The 17,275-nt window shown below is 60.2% G+C and carries 16 protein-coding genes and 1 riboswitch; of the genes, 5 read left to right on the top strand and 11 right to left on the bottom strand.

All coding sequences use genetic code 11. The features are described from left to right. Position 1 precedes the first annotated feature (1 nt). From WLY71_RS03685 to WLY71_RS03655, 7 genes are all read right to left on the bottom strand, one after another. A complete protein-coding gene (locus WLY71_RS03685) occupies positions 2-526 on the bottom strand; it encodes a retropepsin-like aspartic protease family protein (protein ID WP_347802552.1) in 525 nt (174 codons plus the stop codon). Then, a complete protein-coding gene (locus tag WLY71_RS03680; protein WP_347802551.1) occupies positions 523-1,512 on the bottom strand; it encodes an esterase-like activity of phytase family protein in 990 nt (329 codons plus the stop codon). Before WLY71_RS03680 ends, WLY71_RS03685 begins: the two co-directional genes overlap by 4 nt. Further along, a complete protein-coding gene (parE, locus tag WLY71_RS03675) occupies positions 1,512-3,416 on the bottom strand; it encodes a DNA topoisomerase IV subunit B (protein ID WP_347802550.1) in 1,905 nt (634 codons plus the stop codon). Before parE ends, WLY71_RS03680 begins: the two co-directional genes overlap by 1 nt. A gap of 55 nt (positions 3,417-3,471) precedes the next feature. Further along, complete coding sequence (locus WLY71_RS03670; protein WP_347802549.1) at positions 3,472-4,080, bottom strand: YqiA/YcfP family alpha/beta fold hydrolase; 609 nt, start codon at positions 4,078-4,080, stop codon at positions 3,472-3,474. Between the two features lie 149 nt (positions 4,081-4,229). Then, entirely contained in the window at positions 4,230-5,045 is an 816-nt protein-coding gene (cpdA, locus tag WLY71_RS03665) for a 3',5'-cyclic-AMP phosphodiesterase (protein ID WP_347802548.1), read from the bottom strand. Positions 5,046-5,143: 98 nt separating this feature from the next. Continuing rightward, entirely contained in the window at positions 5,144-5,596 is a 453-nt protein-coding gene (locus WLY71_RS03660; protein ID WP_347802547.1) for a DUF1249 domain-containing protein, read from the bottom strand. After that, on the bottom strand, positions 5,587-6,204 hold the full coding sequence (locus WLY71_RS03655; RefSeq protein WP_131058782.1) for an NUDIX domain-containing protein: 618 nt from the start codon (positions 6,202-6,204) through the stop codon (positions 5,587-5,589). The genes WLY71_RS03660 and WLY71_RS03655 overlap by 10 nt, the downstream gene beginning before the upstream one ends. 228 nt (positions 6,205-6,432) lie before the next feature. On the opposite strand from WLY71_RS03655, the gene WLY71_RS03650 reads away from it, so the two are divergent. Continuing rightward, a complete protein-coding gene (locus WLY71_RS03650; RefSeq protein WP_347802546.1) occupies positions 6,433-7,179 on the top strand; it encodes an RsiV family protein in 747 nt (248 codons plus the stop codon). Here WLY71_RS03650 and cytX read toward each other — a convergent pair. Next, positions 7,148-8,440, bottom strand: coding sequence for a putative hydroxymethylpyrimidine transporter CytX (cytX, locus tag WLY71_RS03645; RefSeq protein WP_347802545.1), 1,293 nt, complete (start codon positions 8,438-8,440; stop codon positions 7,148-7,150). The genes WLY71_RS03650 and cytX overlap by 32 nt on opposite strands. Before the next feature lie 166 nt (positions 8,441-8,606). Further along, on the bottom strand, positions 8,607-10,496 hold the full coding sequence (gene thiC, locus WLY71_RS03640; protein ID WP_347802544.1) for a phosphomethylpyrimidine synthase ThiC: 1,890 nt from the start codon (positions 10,494-10,496) through the stop codon (positions 8,607-8,609). A 163-nt stretch (positions 10,497-10,659) separates the two neighbouring features. After that, positions 10,660-10,765, bottom strand: a riboswitch (TPP riboswitch). 192 nt (positions 10,766-10,957) lie between these two features. Between thiC and WLY71_RS03635 the strand changes: the two genes are divergently transcribed. Then, positions 10,958-12,391 carry a TolC family outer membrane protein gene (locus WLY71_RS03635; RefSeq protein WP_347802543.1) on the top strand — a complete coding sequence of 478 codons (1,434 nt, stop codon included), beginning with the start codon at positions 10,958-10,960 and terminating at the stop codon, positions 12,389-12,391. 112 nt (positions 12,392-12,503) lie between these two features. Here the strand turns inward: WLY71_RS03635 and waaA are convergent, their stop codons facing one another. After that, positions 12,504-13,781 (bottom strand): lipid IV(A) 3-deoxy-D-manno-octulosonic acid transferase, encoded by a 1,278-nt coding sequence (gene waaA, locus WLY71_RS03630; protein ID WP_347802542.1) that lies wholly within the window; start codon positions 13,779-13,781, stop codon positions 12,504-12,506. Between the two features lie 11 nt (positions 13,782-13,792). After that, positions 13,793-14,695: a LysR family transcriptional regulator gene (locus WLY71_RS03625; protein ID WP_347802541.1), complete on the bottom strand. Its 903-nt coding sequence runs from the start codon at positions 14,693-14,695 to the stop codon at positions 13,793-13,795. 103 nt (positions 14,696-14,798) lie between these two features. Here WLY71_RS03625 and WLY71_RS03620 point away from each other — a divergent pair, with 103 nt between their 5' ends. The 3 genes from WLY71_RS03620 to WLY71_RS03610 all read left to right on the top strand — a co-directional run bounded on the left by WLY71_RS03620 (position 14,799) and on the right by WLY71_RS03610 (position 17,250). Continuing rightward, positions 14,799-15,131, top strand: coding sequence for a DMT family transporter (locus tag WLY71_RS03620; protein WP_008027887.1), 333 nt, complete (start codon positions 14,799-14,801; stop codon positions 15,129-15,131). A gap of 134 nt (positions 15,132-15,265) precedes the next feature. After that, positions 15,266-16,441, top strand: coding sequence for an NAD(P)/FAD-dependent oxidoreductase (locus WLY71_RS03615; RefSeq protein ID WP_347802540.1), 1,176 nt, complete (start codon positions 15,266-15,268; stop codon positions 16,439-16,441). After that, the gene (locus tag WLY71_RS03610) at positions 16,438-17,250 is read left to right on the top strand and encodes an aldo/keto reductase (protein WP_347802539.1); all 813 of its coding nucleotides are present in this window, start codon (positions 16,438-16,440) and stop codon (positions 17,248-17,250) included. The genes WLY71_RS03615 and WLY71_RS03610 overlap by 4 nt, the downstream gene beginning before the upstream one ends. Positions 17,251-17,275 lie beyond the last annotated feature (25 nt).

Raw genomic sequence — 17,275 nt, 5'->3', positions numbered from 1 at the left:
CTCATCGGTTCGTTGTCTGGCGCAGCAGCATGGTGCCACCGCGCTGGGTAAATTCAAGTTTGTTCAGCGCGCTCATACCAAGCAGCACTTGCTTGCCATCCAGGCCTGGCACGATGAGGGCGCGCACATCACGCAGCACAATGTCGCCCAGTTGCAGCCGGTCGATGCGGGTTCGGTAACCCTGGGTGCGACCGTTGGCCGTGCTCAGGGTCACCCCAAAGCCTTTTTCCAGTTTTAGCCGTTCGGCCATTTCCGCCGGGATCGACACGTCGGTCGCCCCGGTATCGAGCATGAAATCCACCGGCTGGCCGTTGATCTGGCCGCTGGCGACGAAGTGACCCTGGTTGTTACTGGCCAGTTTCACCTCGATAAAACCCTCGCCCTGCTCAGAGCTGACGACAATATTAGGATTCTGCTGACGCACTTCCCACTGGCCGAAAAACCGCGTCGCCAGAAACAGCGCCGCGCACCAGGCCAGCACCATCAACACTCGACCGGCGCGTTTGCCTGGCGGCTGCTGACTCATGACTTGGCACTCCAGCCGCCTTCAGGCGCGGCAAAGCGCCAGACGATCGGACGTTCCTCGCCATCGGCGCGGGCATCGTTGTTGTTGTCGGTGCCAATCCACGCCCCCTCGGCATCAATAATCAACGCTTCGGTCAGGCCGTAAGGATTTGAGTAGCGACGATGCGCCTGCAAGGCTTCATCGGCAAACGACCAGCAGCGCTCGACCTTGGCCGTCACCGAATCACGGCGGCAGATCTGGTAAGCGTTGCGCTCAAGGGTAAACAGCTTGCCGTTGAACAGCGACAGGTCGGCAAAGTCTCGGGACACTGCTTTGGCTCGGGGAAACTGCGCCGGCTGCATTTCTTTCCCGGCTTCGCTCAGCAACACACAGCCACCATCGCAATCCCATACCGTTTGTTTGCGCTTGATCAGCAACAATCCACGGCTTTGACGCTCGGCGGCGAGCCACAATTGATCACCCGCCGGATTGATCGCAAGGCCCTCGAACAACGCATTGAAGTGCAGCAGCATGCCGCTGGCCCGGGCTTCGCGAATCAGAATCGGCGAGATCTTCAGCCAGGACGATGGCCCAACGGGTGGCACTTGCAGAATCGCAGCATGGGATTCGCTGACGATGTAGCGATTACCGGCGCTGTCGCAGGTGATGCCTTCAAAATCCAGATCCCCGCCACGGACAAACGACGCCACCCAGGTTCGCGAACGCAAGCCCCAGGGCAAACCGCTGTCTGGCACCGGTGGTACGCCGATGCCCACGGTTTCGGCTTGCCATACCTTGTCGCGGGTATCGATCCGGTAAATCTGATCGTCGTCGCGATCCGACACCGTCCACATATCCTTGCCACACTGTGCCAGCCCGGACAGGTTGCCGCCGCGCATACCGTCAACGGGATGCTCGGACAACAGGCGCAGTTCCGGCACCGGTTCGGCAAACACCGAAACCGAGGTCAGAAGTAACGCACACGCCAGGGCAAAGCCAACCCGCATCAGCCAAGAACCTCGGCCAGGTTGCCTTTGGATTCCAGCCAGGATTTACGGTCACCGGCGCGTTTCTTCGCCAGTAGCATGTCCATCATTTCCGAGGTCGCGTCGTAATCTTCCAGCGTCAGCTGCACCAGACGCCGAGTGTTCGGGTCCATGGTGGTTTCGCGCAGCTGCGGCGGGTTCATTTCACCCAGACCTTTGAATCGTGTGACCTGCGGCTTGCCGCGTTTCTTCTCGGCCACCAGACGATCGAGGATGCCATCGCGTTCAGCTTCGTCCAGGGCGTAGTAAATCTCTTTACCCAGGTCGATACGGTACAACGGCGGCATCGCGACGTAGACGTGACCGGCATCCACCAACGGGCGGAAATGCTGGACGAACAACGCGCACAGCAACGTGGCGATGTGCAGACCGTCGGAGTCGGCGTCGGCGAGGATGCAGATCTTGCCGTAACGCAACTGAGCGATGTCCGCCGAGCCCGGATCGACACCGATGGCCACGGCGATGTTGTGCACTTCCTGGCTGGCCAGCACTTCGCTGCCGTCGACTTCCCAGGTGTTCAGAATCTTGCCGCGCAACGGCAGGATCGCTTGAAATTCTTTATCCCGCGCCTGCTTGGCCGAACCACCGGCGGAATCACCTTCCACCAGGAACAGCTCGGAACGCATCGGGTCCTGCCCGGCGCAGTCGGCGAGTTTGCCCGGCAGTGCCGGCCCCGCAGTAATGCGTTTTCGCTCGACCTTTTTGCTCGCCTTCAATCGACGGCCAGCGTTATTGATCGCCAATTCCGCCAGCAGCATACCGGTTTCCGGGTGGGCGTTTAGCCACAGACTGAACGCATCCTTGACCACTCCAGAAACAAACGCGGCCGCTTCACGGGACGACAGGCGCTCTTTGGTCTGGCCGGAGAATTGCGGCTCTTGCATCTTCATCGACAGCACGAAAGCGATGCGTTCCCAGACGTCTTCCGGCGCCAGCTTCACGCCGCGAGGCAGCAGGCTGCGGAATTCGCAGAACTCGCGCATCGCATCGAGCAAGCCCTGACGCAGACCGTTGACGTGGGTACCGCCCTGCGCCGTCGGGATCAGGTTGACGTAGCTTTCCTGAACGCTGTCGCCACCTTCCGGCAACCACAGCAGCGCCCAATCGACCGCTTCTTTGTTACCGGCCAGGCTGCCGCAGAACGGCTCGTCCGGCAGACGCTCGAATCCGTTGACCGCGTCCACCAGATAGGAGCGCAGGCCGTCTTCGTAATGCCATTCGACTTTCTCGCCGGTGGCCTTGTCTTCAAAACTGACCAGCAGCCCCGGGCACAGAACGGCCTTGGCCTTGAGCACGTGCTTGAGGCGGCTGATGGAGAATTTCGGCGAATCGAAGTATTTCGGGTCCGGCGCGAAGAATACGCTGGTACCCGTGTTGCGCTTGCCGACGGTACCAATGATTTCCAGCTCGGTTTTCTTGTAACCGTCGGCGAAGGTCATCTGGTATTCGTTGCCGTCACGCTTTACGCGCACCCGGACTTCGTTCGACAAGGCGTTGACCACGGAAATACCCACCCCGTGCAGACCGCCGGAGAACTGGTAGTTCTTGTTGGAAAACTTGCCGCCAGCATGGAGCTTGGTGAGGATCAGCTCGACGCCCGACACGCCTTCTTCGGCGTGGATATCCACCGGCATGCCGCGGCCGTCATCGCTGACTTCCAGGGAGTGATCGGCGTGCAGGATGACCTGCACCGAGGTCGCGTGCCCGGCCAAGGCTTCGTCGACGCTGTTGTCGATGACTTCCTGGGCGAGGTGGTTCGGCCGACTGGTGTCGGTGTACATGCCGGGGCGTTTGCGCACCGGGTCGAGGCCCGAGAGGACTTCGATGGCGTCTGCGTTATAAGAGCTAGCGCTGGGAGTGGCCATGGGGTCTCGTCGTCCGCCTGTAAAAAGAGTATTCATTGAAAATAGGGGCGAGGATTCACAGTGCAGTGAAATCAATCGCCTGATACAAATCTGCGCCGATGCCGGCAAAACTCAGCATTGCCGGCAATTGCTCGGCAAAACCCTGGAAGCTATGGTCGCCGCCGGCCTGGATGCGCAAGGCACAGGCCCGGTAATACTGCTGGGCGAGGCGGTAGTCCAGCGTTTCATCGGCGGTCTGCAACCACACCTGATACCGCTGCGGGTCCTGGGGTGCCGGCACTTCCAGCTCGGCCAGGGCCGTCACGTGGTCGTGGGTCAACTCCCATGCTTCATCGGTATACAGGTTTTTCTGCGTCCCCAGATACCCGTCGAACATCCGGTGCGGACTGACGGCAGGGTTGATCAACAGGGCCTTGAGGCCATGGCGCTCGGCCAAGTGAGTCGCATAGTAGCCGCCGAGTGAGCTGCCGACCAGCAGTGGCCGCCCAAGCTCCTCAATCGCCTTGTTTAGCTGACCGATGGCCTCACGGGGATGGTGATGCAAGGCCGGAACGCGCAACTGATCGCTCAAGCCCAGACGTTCCATTACTCGTACCAACTGCGTGGCCTTTTTAGACGAAGGCGCGCTGTTGAAACCGTGGATATATAGGATCGAACCGGACATTTGAGCTCCCTGTGCGTCGGGTAAAGAGGCGCAGTTTACTGTAGGAGCTGTCGAGTGCAACGAGGCTGCGATCTTTTGATCTTGCTTTTAAAAAACAAAATCAAAAGATCGCAGCCTCGTTGCACTCGACAGCTCCTACAGGGGCTTTGTCAGTAACCGTTGGAGCCGTAGTCGACCTGGAAGTCGAAGCCGGTAACGCGTTCCACGCCGGTTTCCAGCTGGCCATCATGCAAAAGTCGCAACCAGCGATACCCCGGCGCCTGGTCACTGACCTTGAAATCATCACTGCCCGGTTCGAATTGAATACACGTGGAAGGCGAGGCAATCAGCCGCACACCCTTGCGAACCTGGTCGATCTCTTGATGCACATGCCCCCATAAAACAGCGCGCACCTGCGGAAACCGATCCAGCACCGCAAACAGCGCCTCAGGATTACGCAATCCGATCGGCTCCATCCACGCACAGCCAATCGACACCGGATGATGGTGAAAACACACCAGATGATGGCGCTCCGGCGCCTCACTCAACGAGCGGGCCAGCAACTGTAGCTGCTCATCCTGCAAATACCCCGGCACCGAACCCGGTACGGCCGAATCGAGCAATGTGACGCGCCAGTTACCGACATCAACCACCGGTTCCAGCAGCGCGCTCTGCACGGCGGCCTCCGCCATGATCCGCGGCTCATCATGATTACCGGGAATCCAGCGCGCCGGCGCATCGAGCTGTCGCGTCAGGTCGCGAAACAGTTGATAGGACTCCAGCGTTCCGTCCTGAGACAGATCACCACTGGCAATAATCAGGTCGATCTGCGGCTGCTGAAGCCGTACCAGCTCGATGACTTTTTGCAGGCTGTCCCGGGTATTCATGCCCAACAACGTCCCGTCCGTTTCGGCAAACAGATGACTGTCGGAAAGTTGCACCAGCAACGCCGAATCGGCGGCGGTCAAAATGGATACGCTTGGCAAGGCGTTCTCCCAGGGCTGAATCACGGGATGGATGAGTGCCGCAATTATGCTGGGGGACGATCACAAGGGGAAACCTGTGAACCTGACGCAGTTCACACTCAGCGCACAACGGCGTACTCATGCCCGCAGGCCAGGCAATGGCTCAGCCATTCGCCCAGAAACATATTCAGCTGGGCCTTTTCGTCCGGCTGATGCATTGAGGCATTCGGGTAAGGATAGATGCCGCGAAAGCGTCGCGCATGTTCGGCGCTGACCACTTCGGCCATGCACGCATCGTGATAGACCTGAACTTCCAGTTGCGGCACCGGCAGCCACGGCAGGCTGTGTTCCTGGCGCACTTGCAGGGTTGTGGTGTACGGGCAGACTTGAAGGACTTCAAGGGCCAGCACGCCGAGCATCTGGTCGCCGTGGGTTACGGCAATGCGCCGCGCCTCCGGCTCGTTGCGCATGTCCGGCAGCAGTCGCATCAGGCGCACGTAGTTGGCCTCGCAGGAGGCTTGCAGCCCCACGAGGTCGACCCTATAGCGATCGCGCAGTTTGTTTACGACCATAACCCCCTCACTTCAGCGCGGTTCAAAGCTAGCCATTGCAAGGCAATGATGCTGGCCGCGTTGGCAATTCGTCCGTCGCGTACGGCCTGCAGGGCATCTTCGAACGCCCAGACCGTGACGCGGATATCTTCTGCTTCTTCCTCCAGCCCATGCAGGCCGCCGACGCCGGTGCTGTCGCAACGCCCCAGGTACAAGTGCACAAATTCATTGCTGCCGCCCGGCGATGGAAAGTATTTGGTCATCGGCCAGAGCGCCCCGAACACAAGCCCAGCTTCCTCCTGCGCTTCGCGGTGAGCAACTTCTTCCGGCACTTCATCCTTGTCGATCAGACCGGCGACCAGTTCGATCAGCCATGGATTATCGGTCTTGCCCATGGCGCCGACGCGAAACTGCTCGATCAACACCACTTCGTCACGCTGCGGATCGTAAGGCAGTACGCACACTGCATCGTGGCGAACAAACACTTCACGATTGATCTCGCGACTCATGCCACCGGCAAACAATTCGTGACGCAAGTGCACACGATCGAGCTTGTAGAAGCCCTCGTAGCACTTTTCGCGCCGGACGATATCAACGGCGGTCGGAATGGCGTTGGCAAAATCAGTCATGACAATCCTCTTTACTGCAAATCCGTTACGAGGCTCCTTTTTGTTACTTGCAACCTCGACTTCGCGCCATCCTAACGCGCCCGTGACCTTTGATGCAGCCCCTTTCCAGTCAGCGGGATAGACGGTGAGGGTGAAACCAACTCTAATTAGCTTAGTGGCGAACTGACTGCTTCGTTGATAGTCGAAGCGGATAACTTTTCGCCTTTCCCTGTTTTATGAAGGACGCCCATGTCGCTTTTTAAAATCGCCTCCGTGGCCGCAATCGCCCTGACCCTGGTCGCCTGCCAGAGTTTGTTCCAACCCAACTACCGGACGCCGCTGGAAACCACCCGCGACGCTTCCGAACAGCTGAAACCGGGTTGCACAACACCTGACTGCCCGCTGGTGAACATCGATACGCTGCGCTTCCCTGCCGAACCGCAGTTGGACGGCATTATCGAAAAACGCCTGTTGCAAATGACCCGCACCTCGCCCGATGCCCCGGTAGCGCCGACGCTGGCAGCGTATCGCGAGCAGTTTTTGAGCAGTGCCGGCCCGCGCTACAGCAGTTATCTGCAAGCCAAGGTACGTGAGCAGCATGACGGCTTGGTGATCGTTGAATTCTCCAGCTACCTGGACACCGGCGGCGCCCATGGCACACCGGGCCGCAGCTTCATCAACTATTCACGCCAGCAACACAAAGTGCTGACGCTGTCGGACATGTTGGTGCCGGGGCAGGAAGAGGCGTTCTGGAAAGCTGCGCAGGTGGCGCACAACAGTTGGCTGATCAGCACCAAGCTCGATCAGGAGCCGGAGTTCGTGAAGAACTGGCCCTTCGTCAAAACACAAAACGTTGCGCTGACGTACGGCGGGGTGATCCTCAAGTACGAAGTGAGCACCATCGCGCCTTACGCGCTGGGTCACGTCGAACTGAAGATCCCTTACCCTCGCCTGAATGGCATTCTCAAACCCGAGCTGTTTCCTGGCCGTAACTGAAGGCCCGACCCAGCACGAGTTGTAGCAGCCCTGCCAGAATCAGTGACGGCAGGGTTGCGCCGATGTCCGGATACAGATTAGCCAGCAAATGGTAGGTACTCACCCCGCCTAACCAGGCGAGCAACGCCGGCCAGCGCAATGCGGCTGACGCCACGCGAGCACCGCGCTTGCGCAGGATGAAGTGATCCACCAGCACCACGCCGAACAGCGGCGCAAACACCGAACCGATCAACAGCAGGAAGTTCTGGTACTGGACCAATGGTGCCAGACAGGCGATCAGGATGCAGATCACACCGATGGCCAGCGCCAGATGCTCGACTTTCAAACGCAACAGAATCCCGCTGGAAACGGCCGCCGAGTGAATGTCAGCGAAAGCTTTTTCGGACTCATCCAGCAGGATCAGCAATAGCGGAATCCCCAGGCCGGCACCGGCCAATGCCAACAGCAAGGCATTCACTTCACCGCTCGGCGCGAACGCCAGGGTGTAGGCCACGCCGAGGCTCATCAGCCAGAAGTTACCGATAAAGAAGCCCAGCGCCGTGCCGCCGAACACGTTTTTCGCACGCTTGCCGAAACGCGAGTAGTCGGCAATCAGTGGCAGCCAGGACAGCGGCATGGCGATGGCAATGTCGAAGCCCACGGCGAACGGCATCGAACCATCACCGGCCTGCGCCCACAATGCCGCCAGATCGGCTTTGGCGAACAGGTTCCAGGTCAGCCAGTTGCACGCGGCCAGCAGCAACCAGATGCCCCACTTGCGCAGGATCTGCCGCACGAATGTCAGCGGACCACTGACGGCCAGCAAGGTCGCCAAACCACCAAAGAACACGGTCCAGAGCAGGGGATTCGACAGCAGACTGCCTTCACTGAACGCCCGTGCGCCGAGCAGGCTGGCGGCATCGCGCATGACGATGATTTCGAACGATCCCCAACCGATCAGTTGCAGCAGGTTCAGCACGGCCGGCAGGCTCGCACCTTTTGCACCGAGGCTGAGTTTGAGCGCGGCCATCGATGACAGGCCGGTGTCGCTGCCGATCACGCCGACCGCGGCCAGCAGCAGAACGCCGACCAACGTGCCAAGGAAGATGGCCAGCAATGAGCCGGACAGACCCAGACCTGGTGCGAGCAATGCACCGGTCTGCAGGACCATCAGACCGATGCCGAGGGAGAACCACAGGGAAAACAGATCGCGGCCGCCGAAGACACGTTTGTCTGTGGGCACCGCGATATCAGGGGAATAAGTGCTGGGTTGAATGCTCAAGGGTGTTATCTCAGAGGGACATTTGTTGTTCTTTTGATCGCCATCGTCGGAACGCCGCCCGGAGCAAGCTCACTCCCACAGGGGACTTGCGGCGCTCACAAATCCCTTGTGGGAGCGAGCTTGCTCGCGATGGCGGCGGTGCAAGCACCGCCGACCTCAGGTCAGATCAAACCTTCTTGTACAGCTGACTGCCTTCCTGTTTGAACCGCTCGGCCTGTTCCGCCAATCCCTGGGCGACTTCGGCGTCGACGGTTTCGATGCGCTGGTTGGCCGCGTATTCGCGGACTTCCTGGGTGATCTTCATCGAGCAGAATTTCGGCCCGCACATGGAGCAGAAGTGCGCGACCTTGGCCGAATCCTTCGGCAGGGTCTCATCGTGATACGAACGAGCGGTGTCCGGATCAAGGCCCAGGTTGAACTGGTCTTCCCAACGGAATTCGAACCGCGCCTTGCTCAAGGCATTGTCGCGAATCTGTGCGCCCGGATGTCCCTTCGCCAGATCGGCGGCATGCGCGGCGATCTTGTAGGTGATGATCCCGGTCTTCACGTCATCCTTGTTCGGCAGCCCCAAGTGCTCCTTCGGCGTCACGTAGCAGAGCATGGCGCAACCGAACCAGCCGATCATTGCCGCACCGATACCCGAAGTGATGTGGTCGTAGCCTGGCGCAATGTCAGTGGTCAGCGGGCCGAGGGTGTAAAACGGCGCCTCGTCGCAGCATTCCAGCTGCTTGTCCATGTTCTCTTTGATCAACTGCATCGGCACGTGGCCCGGGCCTTCGATCATGCATTGCACGTCGTGCTTCCACGCGATCTTGGTCAGCTCACCGAGGGTTTCCAGCTCACCGAATTGTGCCGCGTCGTTGGCGTCGGCAATCGAGCCCGGACGCAGGCCATCGCCCAGCGAGAAGCTGACGTCGTAGGCCTTCATGATTTCGCAGATGTCTTCGAAATGGGTGTAAAGGAAGTTCTCTTTGTGGTGCGCCAGGCACCACTTGGCCATGATCGAACCGCCACGGGAAACAATGCCGGTCACGCGTTTGGCGGTCAGCGGCACGTAGCGCAGCAACACGCCGGCGTGGATGGTGAAGTAGTCGACGCCCTGCTCGGCCTGCTCGATCAGCGTGTCGCGGAACAGCTCCCAGGTCAGGTCTTCGGCAGCGCCGCCGACTTTTTCCAGGGCCTGATAAATCGGCACAGTACCGATCGGCACCGGCGAGTTACGGATGATCCACTCGCGGGTTTCGTGAATGTGTTTGCCGGTGGACAGGTCCATGACCGTGTCCGAACCCCAGCGAATGCCCCAGGTCAGTTTCGCCACTTCTTCTTCGATGGACGAACCCAAAGCGCTGTTGCCGATGTTGCCGTTGATCTTCACCAGGAAGTTACGGCCGATGATCATCGGTTCCAGTTCGGTGTGGTTGATGTTGGCCGGAATGATCGCGCGACCGCGGGCGATCTCTTCACGGACGAATTCGGGAGTGATGATTTTCGGCACGCTGGCACCGAAGCTGTAACCGGCGTGTTGCTGGTCCAGCAGGCCAGCGGCGCGCGCCACTTCAAGCTTCATGTTTTCGCGGATGGCGACGTATTCCATCTCAGCGGTGATGATGCCTTTGCGGGCGTAGTGCATCTGGCTGACGTTGGCACCGGCCTTGGCGCGGCGCGGGTTGTTCACGTGAGCGAAACGCAGCTTGGTCAGCTCCGCATCGGCGAGGCGTTCCTGGCCGAAGTTGGAACTCAGACCCGGCAGACGCTCGGTGTCGCCACGGGATTCGATCCACGGCGAACGGATATCGCCCAGGCCTTTGCGCACGTCGATGATGACGTTGGGATCGGTGTACGGCCCCGAGGTGTCGTACACAACGACAGGCGCGTTGATCTCGCCGCCGAAGTCGGTCGGGGTCACGTCGAGGCTGATTTCGCGCATCGGCACGAGGATGTCCGGGCGAGAGCCCTGAACATATATTTTTTGCGAGCGGGTAAACGGCTGAACCGATTGCTGATCGACTTGGGCCGAATCACTCAGGTTCGTCGTATTTTTTAGTTTTATCGTCATCACGGGCTCTCCAAACACATCCAGGCAGTGGATTTTTGTCGGAGCGAACCTGTCATAGAATGGACGCACGGGCGCTGGGAAAACCAGCAGTGCTGTGCTCAGTGCTCGAGGGGTGTTCGATTGTCGAACAACATCCCGGACGAAGCACAAGAGGACTCGCCGGGTGACGAGAAATCTTGTTCCCTACGCAGGCGCTAACCTGATCAGGTTCAACGGGATCCGAAATTATTCGATCTCAGCCTCATAGCAAGGCACCCCGACAAGAACCCGGCCAGTCTAGACACAACTGGCAAAGAACGCCAACACCGCGGTAAACACCATGATGAATGGCGTAATTACAGGATTGTTGCCGAACGTGGGCGCAACTACACTCGCCAAGCCATACCGCGCCTTGACGCTGTATGAGCCGCGCCGTAGCCTTGGCGCTCAAATTATCAGCGTAATTTTTTAGGGATGGCCTCATGCTGCGCAAACTCTCACTGGCCCTTGCCGTGTCTTGTGCGTCCAACGGAATGGCCTGGGCAGCAGAAGCGCCCTTATCGACCAAGACGGATCTGGTCAGCGTCTATCAGGAAGCGGTGGACAACAACGCCGACCTCGCTGCAGCCATCGCCCAATATGGCGCCCAGAAAGAAGTCGTGCCCCAGGCCCGCGCCGGGCTGCTGCCCAATCTCTCGGGCGGCGCTGAACTAGCCGCCGTGCGCACCGCGATCGATCAGCCATCGGCGACTGCCAACCGTAACGCTCATTCCTATCAAGCGACCCTGGCTCAACCGCTGTTCCGTGCTGATCGCTGGTTCCAGTTCCAGGCCGCCAAAGACGTTAACGAACAGGCTGCGTTGCAGCTCTCGGCGACCCAGCAAAACCTGATTCTGCAGAGCGCCGAAAGCTACTTCAATGTGTTGCGCACCCAGGACAACCTGGCCTCGACCAAGGCCGAAGAATCCGCGTTCAAACGCCAGCTCGACCAGTCCAACGAACGCTTCGATGTCGGCCTGTCGGACAAGACCGACGTGCTGCAATCGCAAGCCAGCTACGACACCGCGCGAGCCAACCGGATCCTCGCACAGCGCCAGGTGGATGATGCGTTTGAAGCGTTGATCACCCTGACCAACCGTCAGTACAACTCGATTCAGGGCATCGTCCACACCCTGCCGATCCTGCCACCATCACCGAACGACGCCAAAGCCTGGGTCGATACGGCGGCCAGGCAGAACCTCAATCTGTTGGCCAGCAACTACGCCGTCAGCGCCGCCGAAGAAACCCTCAAGCAGCGCAAGGCCGGCCACGCGCCAACTGTCGACGCCGTGGCGAAATACGAGAAGGGTGACAACGATGCCCTGGGCTTCAGCAACCCGAACGCCTTCGGCCAGCCATACAGTGGCAACGTCGAGCAAACGACAGTGGGCCTGCAACTGAATATCCCGATTTACAGCGGCGGCCTGATCAACTCCCAGGTGCGCCAATCGTATGCACAACTGGATCAGTCCGAGCAGCAACGTGAATCCTTGCGCCGGCAAGTGGTGGAAAGCACCCGCAACCTGCACCGCGCGGTGAACACCGACGTCGAACAGGTGCAGGCGCGCAAGCAGTCGATCATCTCCAACCAGAGCGCGGTGGAAGCGACCGAAATCGGCTATCAGGTGGGTACGCGAAACATCGTCGACGTACTGGATGCCCAGCGTCAGCTGTACACCTCGGTGCGCGACTACAACAACACGCGTTATGACTACATCCTCGACAACCTGCGCTTGAAGCAGGCCGCGGGCACCTTGAACCCGGGGGACTTGCAGGACCTGGCGCGTTACCTCAAGGCTGATTACAACCCGGATAAAGACTTCCTGCCGCCGGATCTGGCCAAGGCTGCGGCGGATCAGCTCAAAGCCCGACCTTAAAAGCAAAAGATCGTCCGAACGCGGCCCGAACCTTCGGCAGCTCCTACAAGGAAACGCATTCCAACGTAGGAGCTGCCGAAGGCTGCGATCTTTTCGTTACAGGCGCCCCGGTCTAACGGTCGATCAACCGCCCCAACCCATCAAGCAATCGCTGCAACGCGCCCTGATTGGTGCGCATGACTTTCAACCCTGCCTCCGCCATCCGCTGCGCATCGCGCGGCAACTCGAACAGCCGCTGCACCGCCAGCGCCAGACCTTCGGCATCCTCCACTTCCTGCAACGCCCCGGCACTGCGCAGTTGCGCGGCGATTTCGAGGAAATTAAACAGGTGCGGCCCGCTCAATACCGGTTTGGCCAGAGCCGCCGGTTCCAGCAGGTTATGCCCGCCGTTCGGCACCAGACTGCCCCCAACAAAAGCGCTATCAGCCAAGGCATAAAGAAACAACAACTCACCCATGGTGTCGCCCAGCAGCACCGACGTACCGGCGTTGACGGGTTCGCCAGCGGAACGACGGACCGTGGCGAAACCCTGTTGCCGACACAACTCGAACACCGAATTGAATCGCTCCGGATGGCGCGGCACCAGAATCAGCAACGCATCGGGATGATTGGCCAGCAACTGACGATGAGCCGCCAGCACCACTTCGTCTTCACCTTCGTGAGTACTCGCGGCGATCCACACCGGGCGCTCCTGGGTCTGCCATTGCGCACGCAACTCGGCGGCACGCTGAAGCAGTGCCGGGTCGATGGTCAGGTCAAACTTGATCGAGCCGGTCACTTCCACGGTTTGCGAACGCGCACCCAAATCGCGGAAGCGCTGGGCCTCGGCCTCGGTCTGCACCGCGAACAGGCTCATCTCGGCGAGCATCGGCTGGGTCAGTTTGCCGAAGCGGCCATAGCCCTTGGCAGAACGTTCGGACAGTCGAGCGTTCGCCAGGGCCACGGGAATCCCGCGCTTGGCGCACTGATGGATATGGTTCGGCCAGAGTTCGGTCTCCATGATCACCGCCAGTTTCGGCTGGACCCGATCAAGGAATCGCTTCGCTGCGCAAGGCAAGTCGTAAGGCAAATAGCAGTGCTGGATGCGCGGTTCATTGGCGAACAGCGCGTGGATGCGCTCCGACCCGGTCGGGGTCATGCAGGTCACGGTAATGGGCAACTGTGGATAACGTTGCAGCAAGGCGCGAATCATCGGCGCCGCGGCAATGCTTTCACCCACCGACACCGCGTGCACCCAGATGCCGCCCGTTTTCATCGCCGGTAACCCGAGAGAGAAACGTTCGCCAATGCGCTTGGCGTACGCCGGCGCCTTGCGCGCCCGCAGCCAAAGCCGAATCGCTACCAGTGGCAGCCCCAGGTAAAACAGCGCGGTGTAGAGAGTTCTATTCATGGCGGCGGAGTTTATCGGCTTTTTTCACCGATCGTCTGCAAGTGCACGGCAAAACGTTCGGCCAACCAACGAGCTGCCGGACCCAGAGGTTCATCGCGGCGCCAGACCAGCTCCACCACCAGCGCTGGCGGGGTCCATTCGCTGGCCAGTTCGACCATCAGATCCTGATACGCCGGGTACTGCACCACGTGGCGCGGCAGCCAGGCCCAACCGAGTCCGCGCACCAGCCATTCAGCCATCACGTAAAAACTGTCGGCCCGCCAGACTTGCGGGCTGGCGGGCTCGCTTCCGGGATAGACACTCGACTGTGTGGACATCAGCAACTGACGATGCTGCGCCAGTTGCTGGCAATCGACCCGGGCCTGTTTCGCCAGTGGGTGGCCGACGCCGCACACCGTGACCATTTCGACGCTGCCCAACACCCGCCGCTCGAGCGCTTCGGGAATCTGGTCGTGATAAAACAGCAACCCCAGATCGGCCCGACGCTCCACCAGTTTGCGCGCAACATCGCCTTGGGCGGCGCTGGTCAGTTGCACTTCAAGGCTGGGGAATTGCTGAGCCAGGGCTTCGAAGCTTTCGATAATCGGTTGATAGGGCATCGCCTCATCCTGCGCCACACGCAAACGCGCCTCTTGGCCGCGCATCATTGCCAGCGCCCGACCGTTAAGGCGTTCGCATTGGCGCAGCACTTCCCGCGCCTCATCCAGCAAGGCATTGCCGGCCTCGGTGAGTTTCGGCTGGCGGCCGCTGCTACGGTCGAACAGGCTGACGCCCAAGTCCTCTTCCAGCAGCGCAATCGAACTGCTGACCGCCGACTGCGCCTTGCGCTGATCCCGCGCTACCGCAGAAAACGAACGCTGCTCCGCTACGCTGACAAACAGCCGCAGCTGCTCCAGATTCCACTGCGTATTCATGGCTCAACCCATCTTCAGAACAGATAGGTAATGACTTTACCGCATCTGGAGAATCTCTAAAATGCCGACCTCAGAAAGCAACACTTCACACGAGGATGCACCTATGACCGCTTACTACTACCTGGCCATTGCCATCTGCGCCGAAGTGATCGCCACCGTTTCGATGAAAGCGGTCAAAGGCTTCAGCACCCCGCTGCCGCTGATTCTGGTGATTGTCGGCTACGGCATTGCCTTCTGGATGCTGACCCTCGTAGTGCGCAGCGTTCCGGTGGGCGTCGCTTACGCGGTGTGGGCCGGCATGGGAATCGTGATGGTCAGCGTCGCGGCGCTGTTTATCTACGGGCAGAAACTGGATGTGCCGGCGATGCTGGGGATGGCGCTGATTGTGCTGGGGGTTGTCGTCATTCAGCTCTTCTCCAAAACCGCGGGGCATTGAAGAAAAAGATCGCAGCCTTCGTCAGCTCCTACCATTGGAATGCGTTTCCCTGTAGGAGCTGCCGAAGGCTGCGATCTTTTTTCCTATCCGAGCTCTGTATACTGCGCCCTCGTCTTGAACACTGAGGTCGCTGCATGCCATCCGTTATTTCCACCGACGTTCTGATTGTCGGCGCTGGTGTCGCCGGCCTCTGGCTGAATGCGCGCCTGCGCCGCCAGGGTTTTTCGACCGTGCTGGTGGAAAGCGCCAGCCTCGGTGGCGGGCAAAGCGTGAAGTCCCAAGGCATCATCCATGGCGGCGCCAAGTACGCATTGCATGGCGCCCTGACCGGTGCCTCGGAAGCCATCGCCGACATGCCTCGCCGCTGGCGCGAAGCCCTGGCCGGTGACGGAGAACTGGACCTGACCGGCGTGCGCCTGCTGTCCGAAGCCCATTACCTCTGGTCCCCCGGCACGATCGCTGGCAACCTCACCAGTTTCTTCGCCAGCAAGGCCGTGCGCGGCCGTGTCGATCAGGTCAAGGGCGAGCAACTGCCGCCAGCCCTGCAAGACAAGCGCTTCAAGGGCAAGGTCTATCGTCTGGCGGAACTGGTGATCGACGTGCCGAGCCTGATCCAGCGCCTGGCCGATCTGGCGGGTGATAGCCTGCTCGCCGGTCAGAACATCGAACCGCTGCTGGAAGGTGGAATACTGGTCGGCCTGAAGGTTGACGAGCGCGAGATTCGCGCCCAGCGCATCGTCTTGAGCGCCGGTGCCGGTACGGCAGCGCTGCTCGAAGCCCTGGGATTGAGTCAGCCCGCCATGCAACGCCGGCCGTTGCACATGATCATCGTGAAAGGTCCGGGGCTCAAACCTCTGTATGCCCACTGCCTGGGCGGCGGCACCAAGCCGCGCATTACCGTGACCACCCATCCGGCCGCCGATGGTCAATGGGTCTGGTATCTGGGCGGTGATATCGCTGAAGCCGAAGGTGTCGCCCGCGAACCCGCCGAGCAAATTGCCACCGCGCAGAAAGAACTCGGCCAATTGCTGCCATGGATCGACCTGAGCACCGCGCAATGGGCCACTCTTCGAGTGGATCGCGCCGAGCCACTGCAATCCGGACTGACCCGTCCTGACAATGCATTCCTTGCCGAAGAAGGCCTGCTGCTGGTCGGCTGGCCAACCAAACTGGCGCTGGCTCCGGACTTTGCTGATCGCGTCATCGCGTCCTTGCAGCGCGACGGCATCCAGCCAAGCCATCCGGTGCCGCTGCCTGACCTGCCAAAACCGCCGATGGGCGTCCCTGCCTGGGAGCAACTGCTGCCATGAGCCAACCGACCTTGCACGATCTGCATCGCCCGCTGGGCAACACCGGCCTGCTGGTTTCGCCACTGGGCCTGGGCACGGTAAAACTCGGCCGTGACCAAGGCGTGAAATATCCCAACGGTTTTCAGATTCCCGATGATGACGAAGCGCGCATGCTGCTCAAACTCGCGCGCGACTTGGGCATCAACCTGATCGACACTGCCCCGGCCTACGGCCGCAGCGAAGAACGCCTCGGTCCATTGCTGCGGGGTCAGCGTCAGGATTGGGTGATCGTCAGCAAGGTCGGCGAAGAGTTTGCCGATGGTCAGTCCCATCACGACTTCAGCGCCGCTCATACCCGGCTCTCGGTAGAGCGCAGCCTCCAACGGCTGGAAACGGACTTCATCGATCTGGTGCTGGTGCACTCCGACGGCAACGACCTGGCGATCCTCAACGACAGCGAAGTCTATGCGACCCTCGCGGCGTTGAAGAGCGAAGGCAAGATTCGCGGCTTCGGTTTTTCCGGCAAAACCGTCGAAGGCGGTTTGAAGGCTCTGGAACAAGGTGATTGCGCGATGGTCACCTACAATCTGAACGAGCAGAACGAGAAGCCGGTCATTGACTATGCTGCTGCTCACGGCAAAGCCATTCTGGTCAAAAAAGCCCTCGCCAGCGGCCACGTATGCCTGAGTCCGGGCGTGGACCCTGTTCGCGCCAGCTTCGAGTTGTTGTTTGAACATCCGGGCGTTGCCAGTGCTATTGTCGGGACCATTAATCCGCTGCACCTCGCCCATAACGTCGCGACCGTTGCCCAGGTCCTACGTAGAAACTGATGCCGCCCACGCGGCCTTAAGCAGG

The sequence above is a fragment of the Pseudomonas rossensis genome, assembly GCF_039888995.1.
GTDB classification, from domain to species: domain Bacteria; phylum Pseudomonadota; class Gammaproteobacteria; order Pseudomonadales; family Pseudomonadaceae; genus Aquipseudomonas; species Aquipseudomonas rossensis.
Note: the sequence above shows the minus strand (reverse complement) of the source record. Positions and strands in the feature narration are given on the sequence as shown.

What these genes read in the sequence shown, in the direction of transcription:
- WLY71_RS03685 (WP_347802552.1), bottom strand. Translation starts at nt 526, where the DNA reads ATGAGTCAGCAGCCGCCAGGCAAACGCGCCGGTCGAGTGTTGATGGTG.
- WLY71_RS03680 (WP_347802551.1), bottom strand. Translation starts at nt 1,512, where the DNA reads ATGCGGGTTGGCTTTGCCCTGGCGTGTGCGTTACTTCTGACCTCGGTT.
- parE (WP_347802550.1), bottom strand. Translation starts at nt 3,416, where the DNA reads ATGGCCACTCCCAGCGCTAGCTCTTATAACGCAGACGCCATCGAAGTC.
- WLY71_RS03670 (WP_347802549.1), bottom strand. Translation starts at nt 4,080, where the DNA reads ATGTCCGGTTCGATCCTATATATCCACGGTTTCAACAGCGCGCCTTCG.
- WLY71_RS03660 (WP_347802547.1), bottom strand. Translation starts at nt 5,596, where the DNA reads ATGGTCGTAAACAAACTGCGCGATCGCTATAGGGTCGACCTCGTGGGG.
- WLY71_RS03655 (WP_131058782.1), bottom strand. Translation starts at nt 6,204, where the DNA reads ATGACTGATTTTGCCAACGCCATTCCGACCGCCGTTGATATCGTCCGG.
- WLY71_RS03650 (WP_347802546.1), top strand. Translation starts at nt 6,433, where the DNA reads ATGTCGCTTTTTAAAATCGCCTCCGTGGCCGCAATCGCCCTGACCCTG.
- thiC (WP_347802544.1), bottom strand. Translation starts at nt 10,496, where the DNA reads ATGACGATAAAACTAAAAAATACGACGAACCTGAGTGATTCGGCCCAA.
- WLY71_RS03635 (WP_347802543.1), top strand. Translation starts at nt 10,958, where the DNA reads ATGCTGCGCAAACTCTCACTGGCCCTTGCCGTGTCTTGTGCGTCCAAC.
- waaA (WP_347802542.1), bottom strand. Translation starts at nt 13,781, where the DNA reads ATGAATAGAACTCTCTACACCGCGCTGTTTTACCTGGGGCTGCCACTG.
- WLY71_RS03625 (WP_347802541.1), bottom strand. Translation starts at nt 14,695, where the DNA reads ATGAATACGCAGTGGAATCTGGAGCAGCTGCGGCTGTTTGTCAGCGTA.
- WLY71_RS03620 (WP_008027887.1), top strand. Translation starts at nt 14,799, where the DNA reads ATGACCGCTTACTACTACCTGGCCATTGCCATCTGCGCCGAAGTGATC.
- WLY71_RS03615 (WP_347802540.1), top strand. Translation starts at nt 15,266, where the DNA reads ATGCCATCCGTTATTTCCACCGACGTTCTGATTGTCGGCGCTGGTGTC.
- WLY71_RS03610 (WP_347802539.1), top strand. Translation starts at nt 16,438, where the DNA reads ATGAGCCAACCGACCTTGCACGATCTGCATCGCCCGCTGGGCAACACC.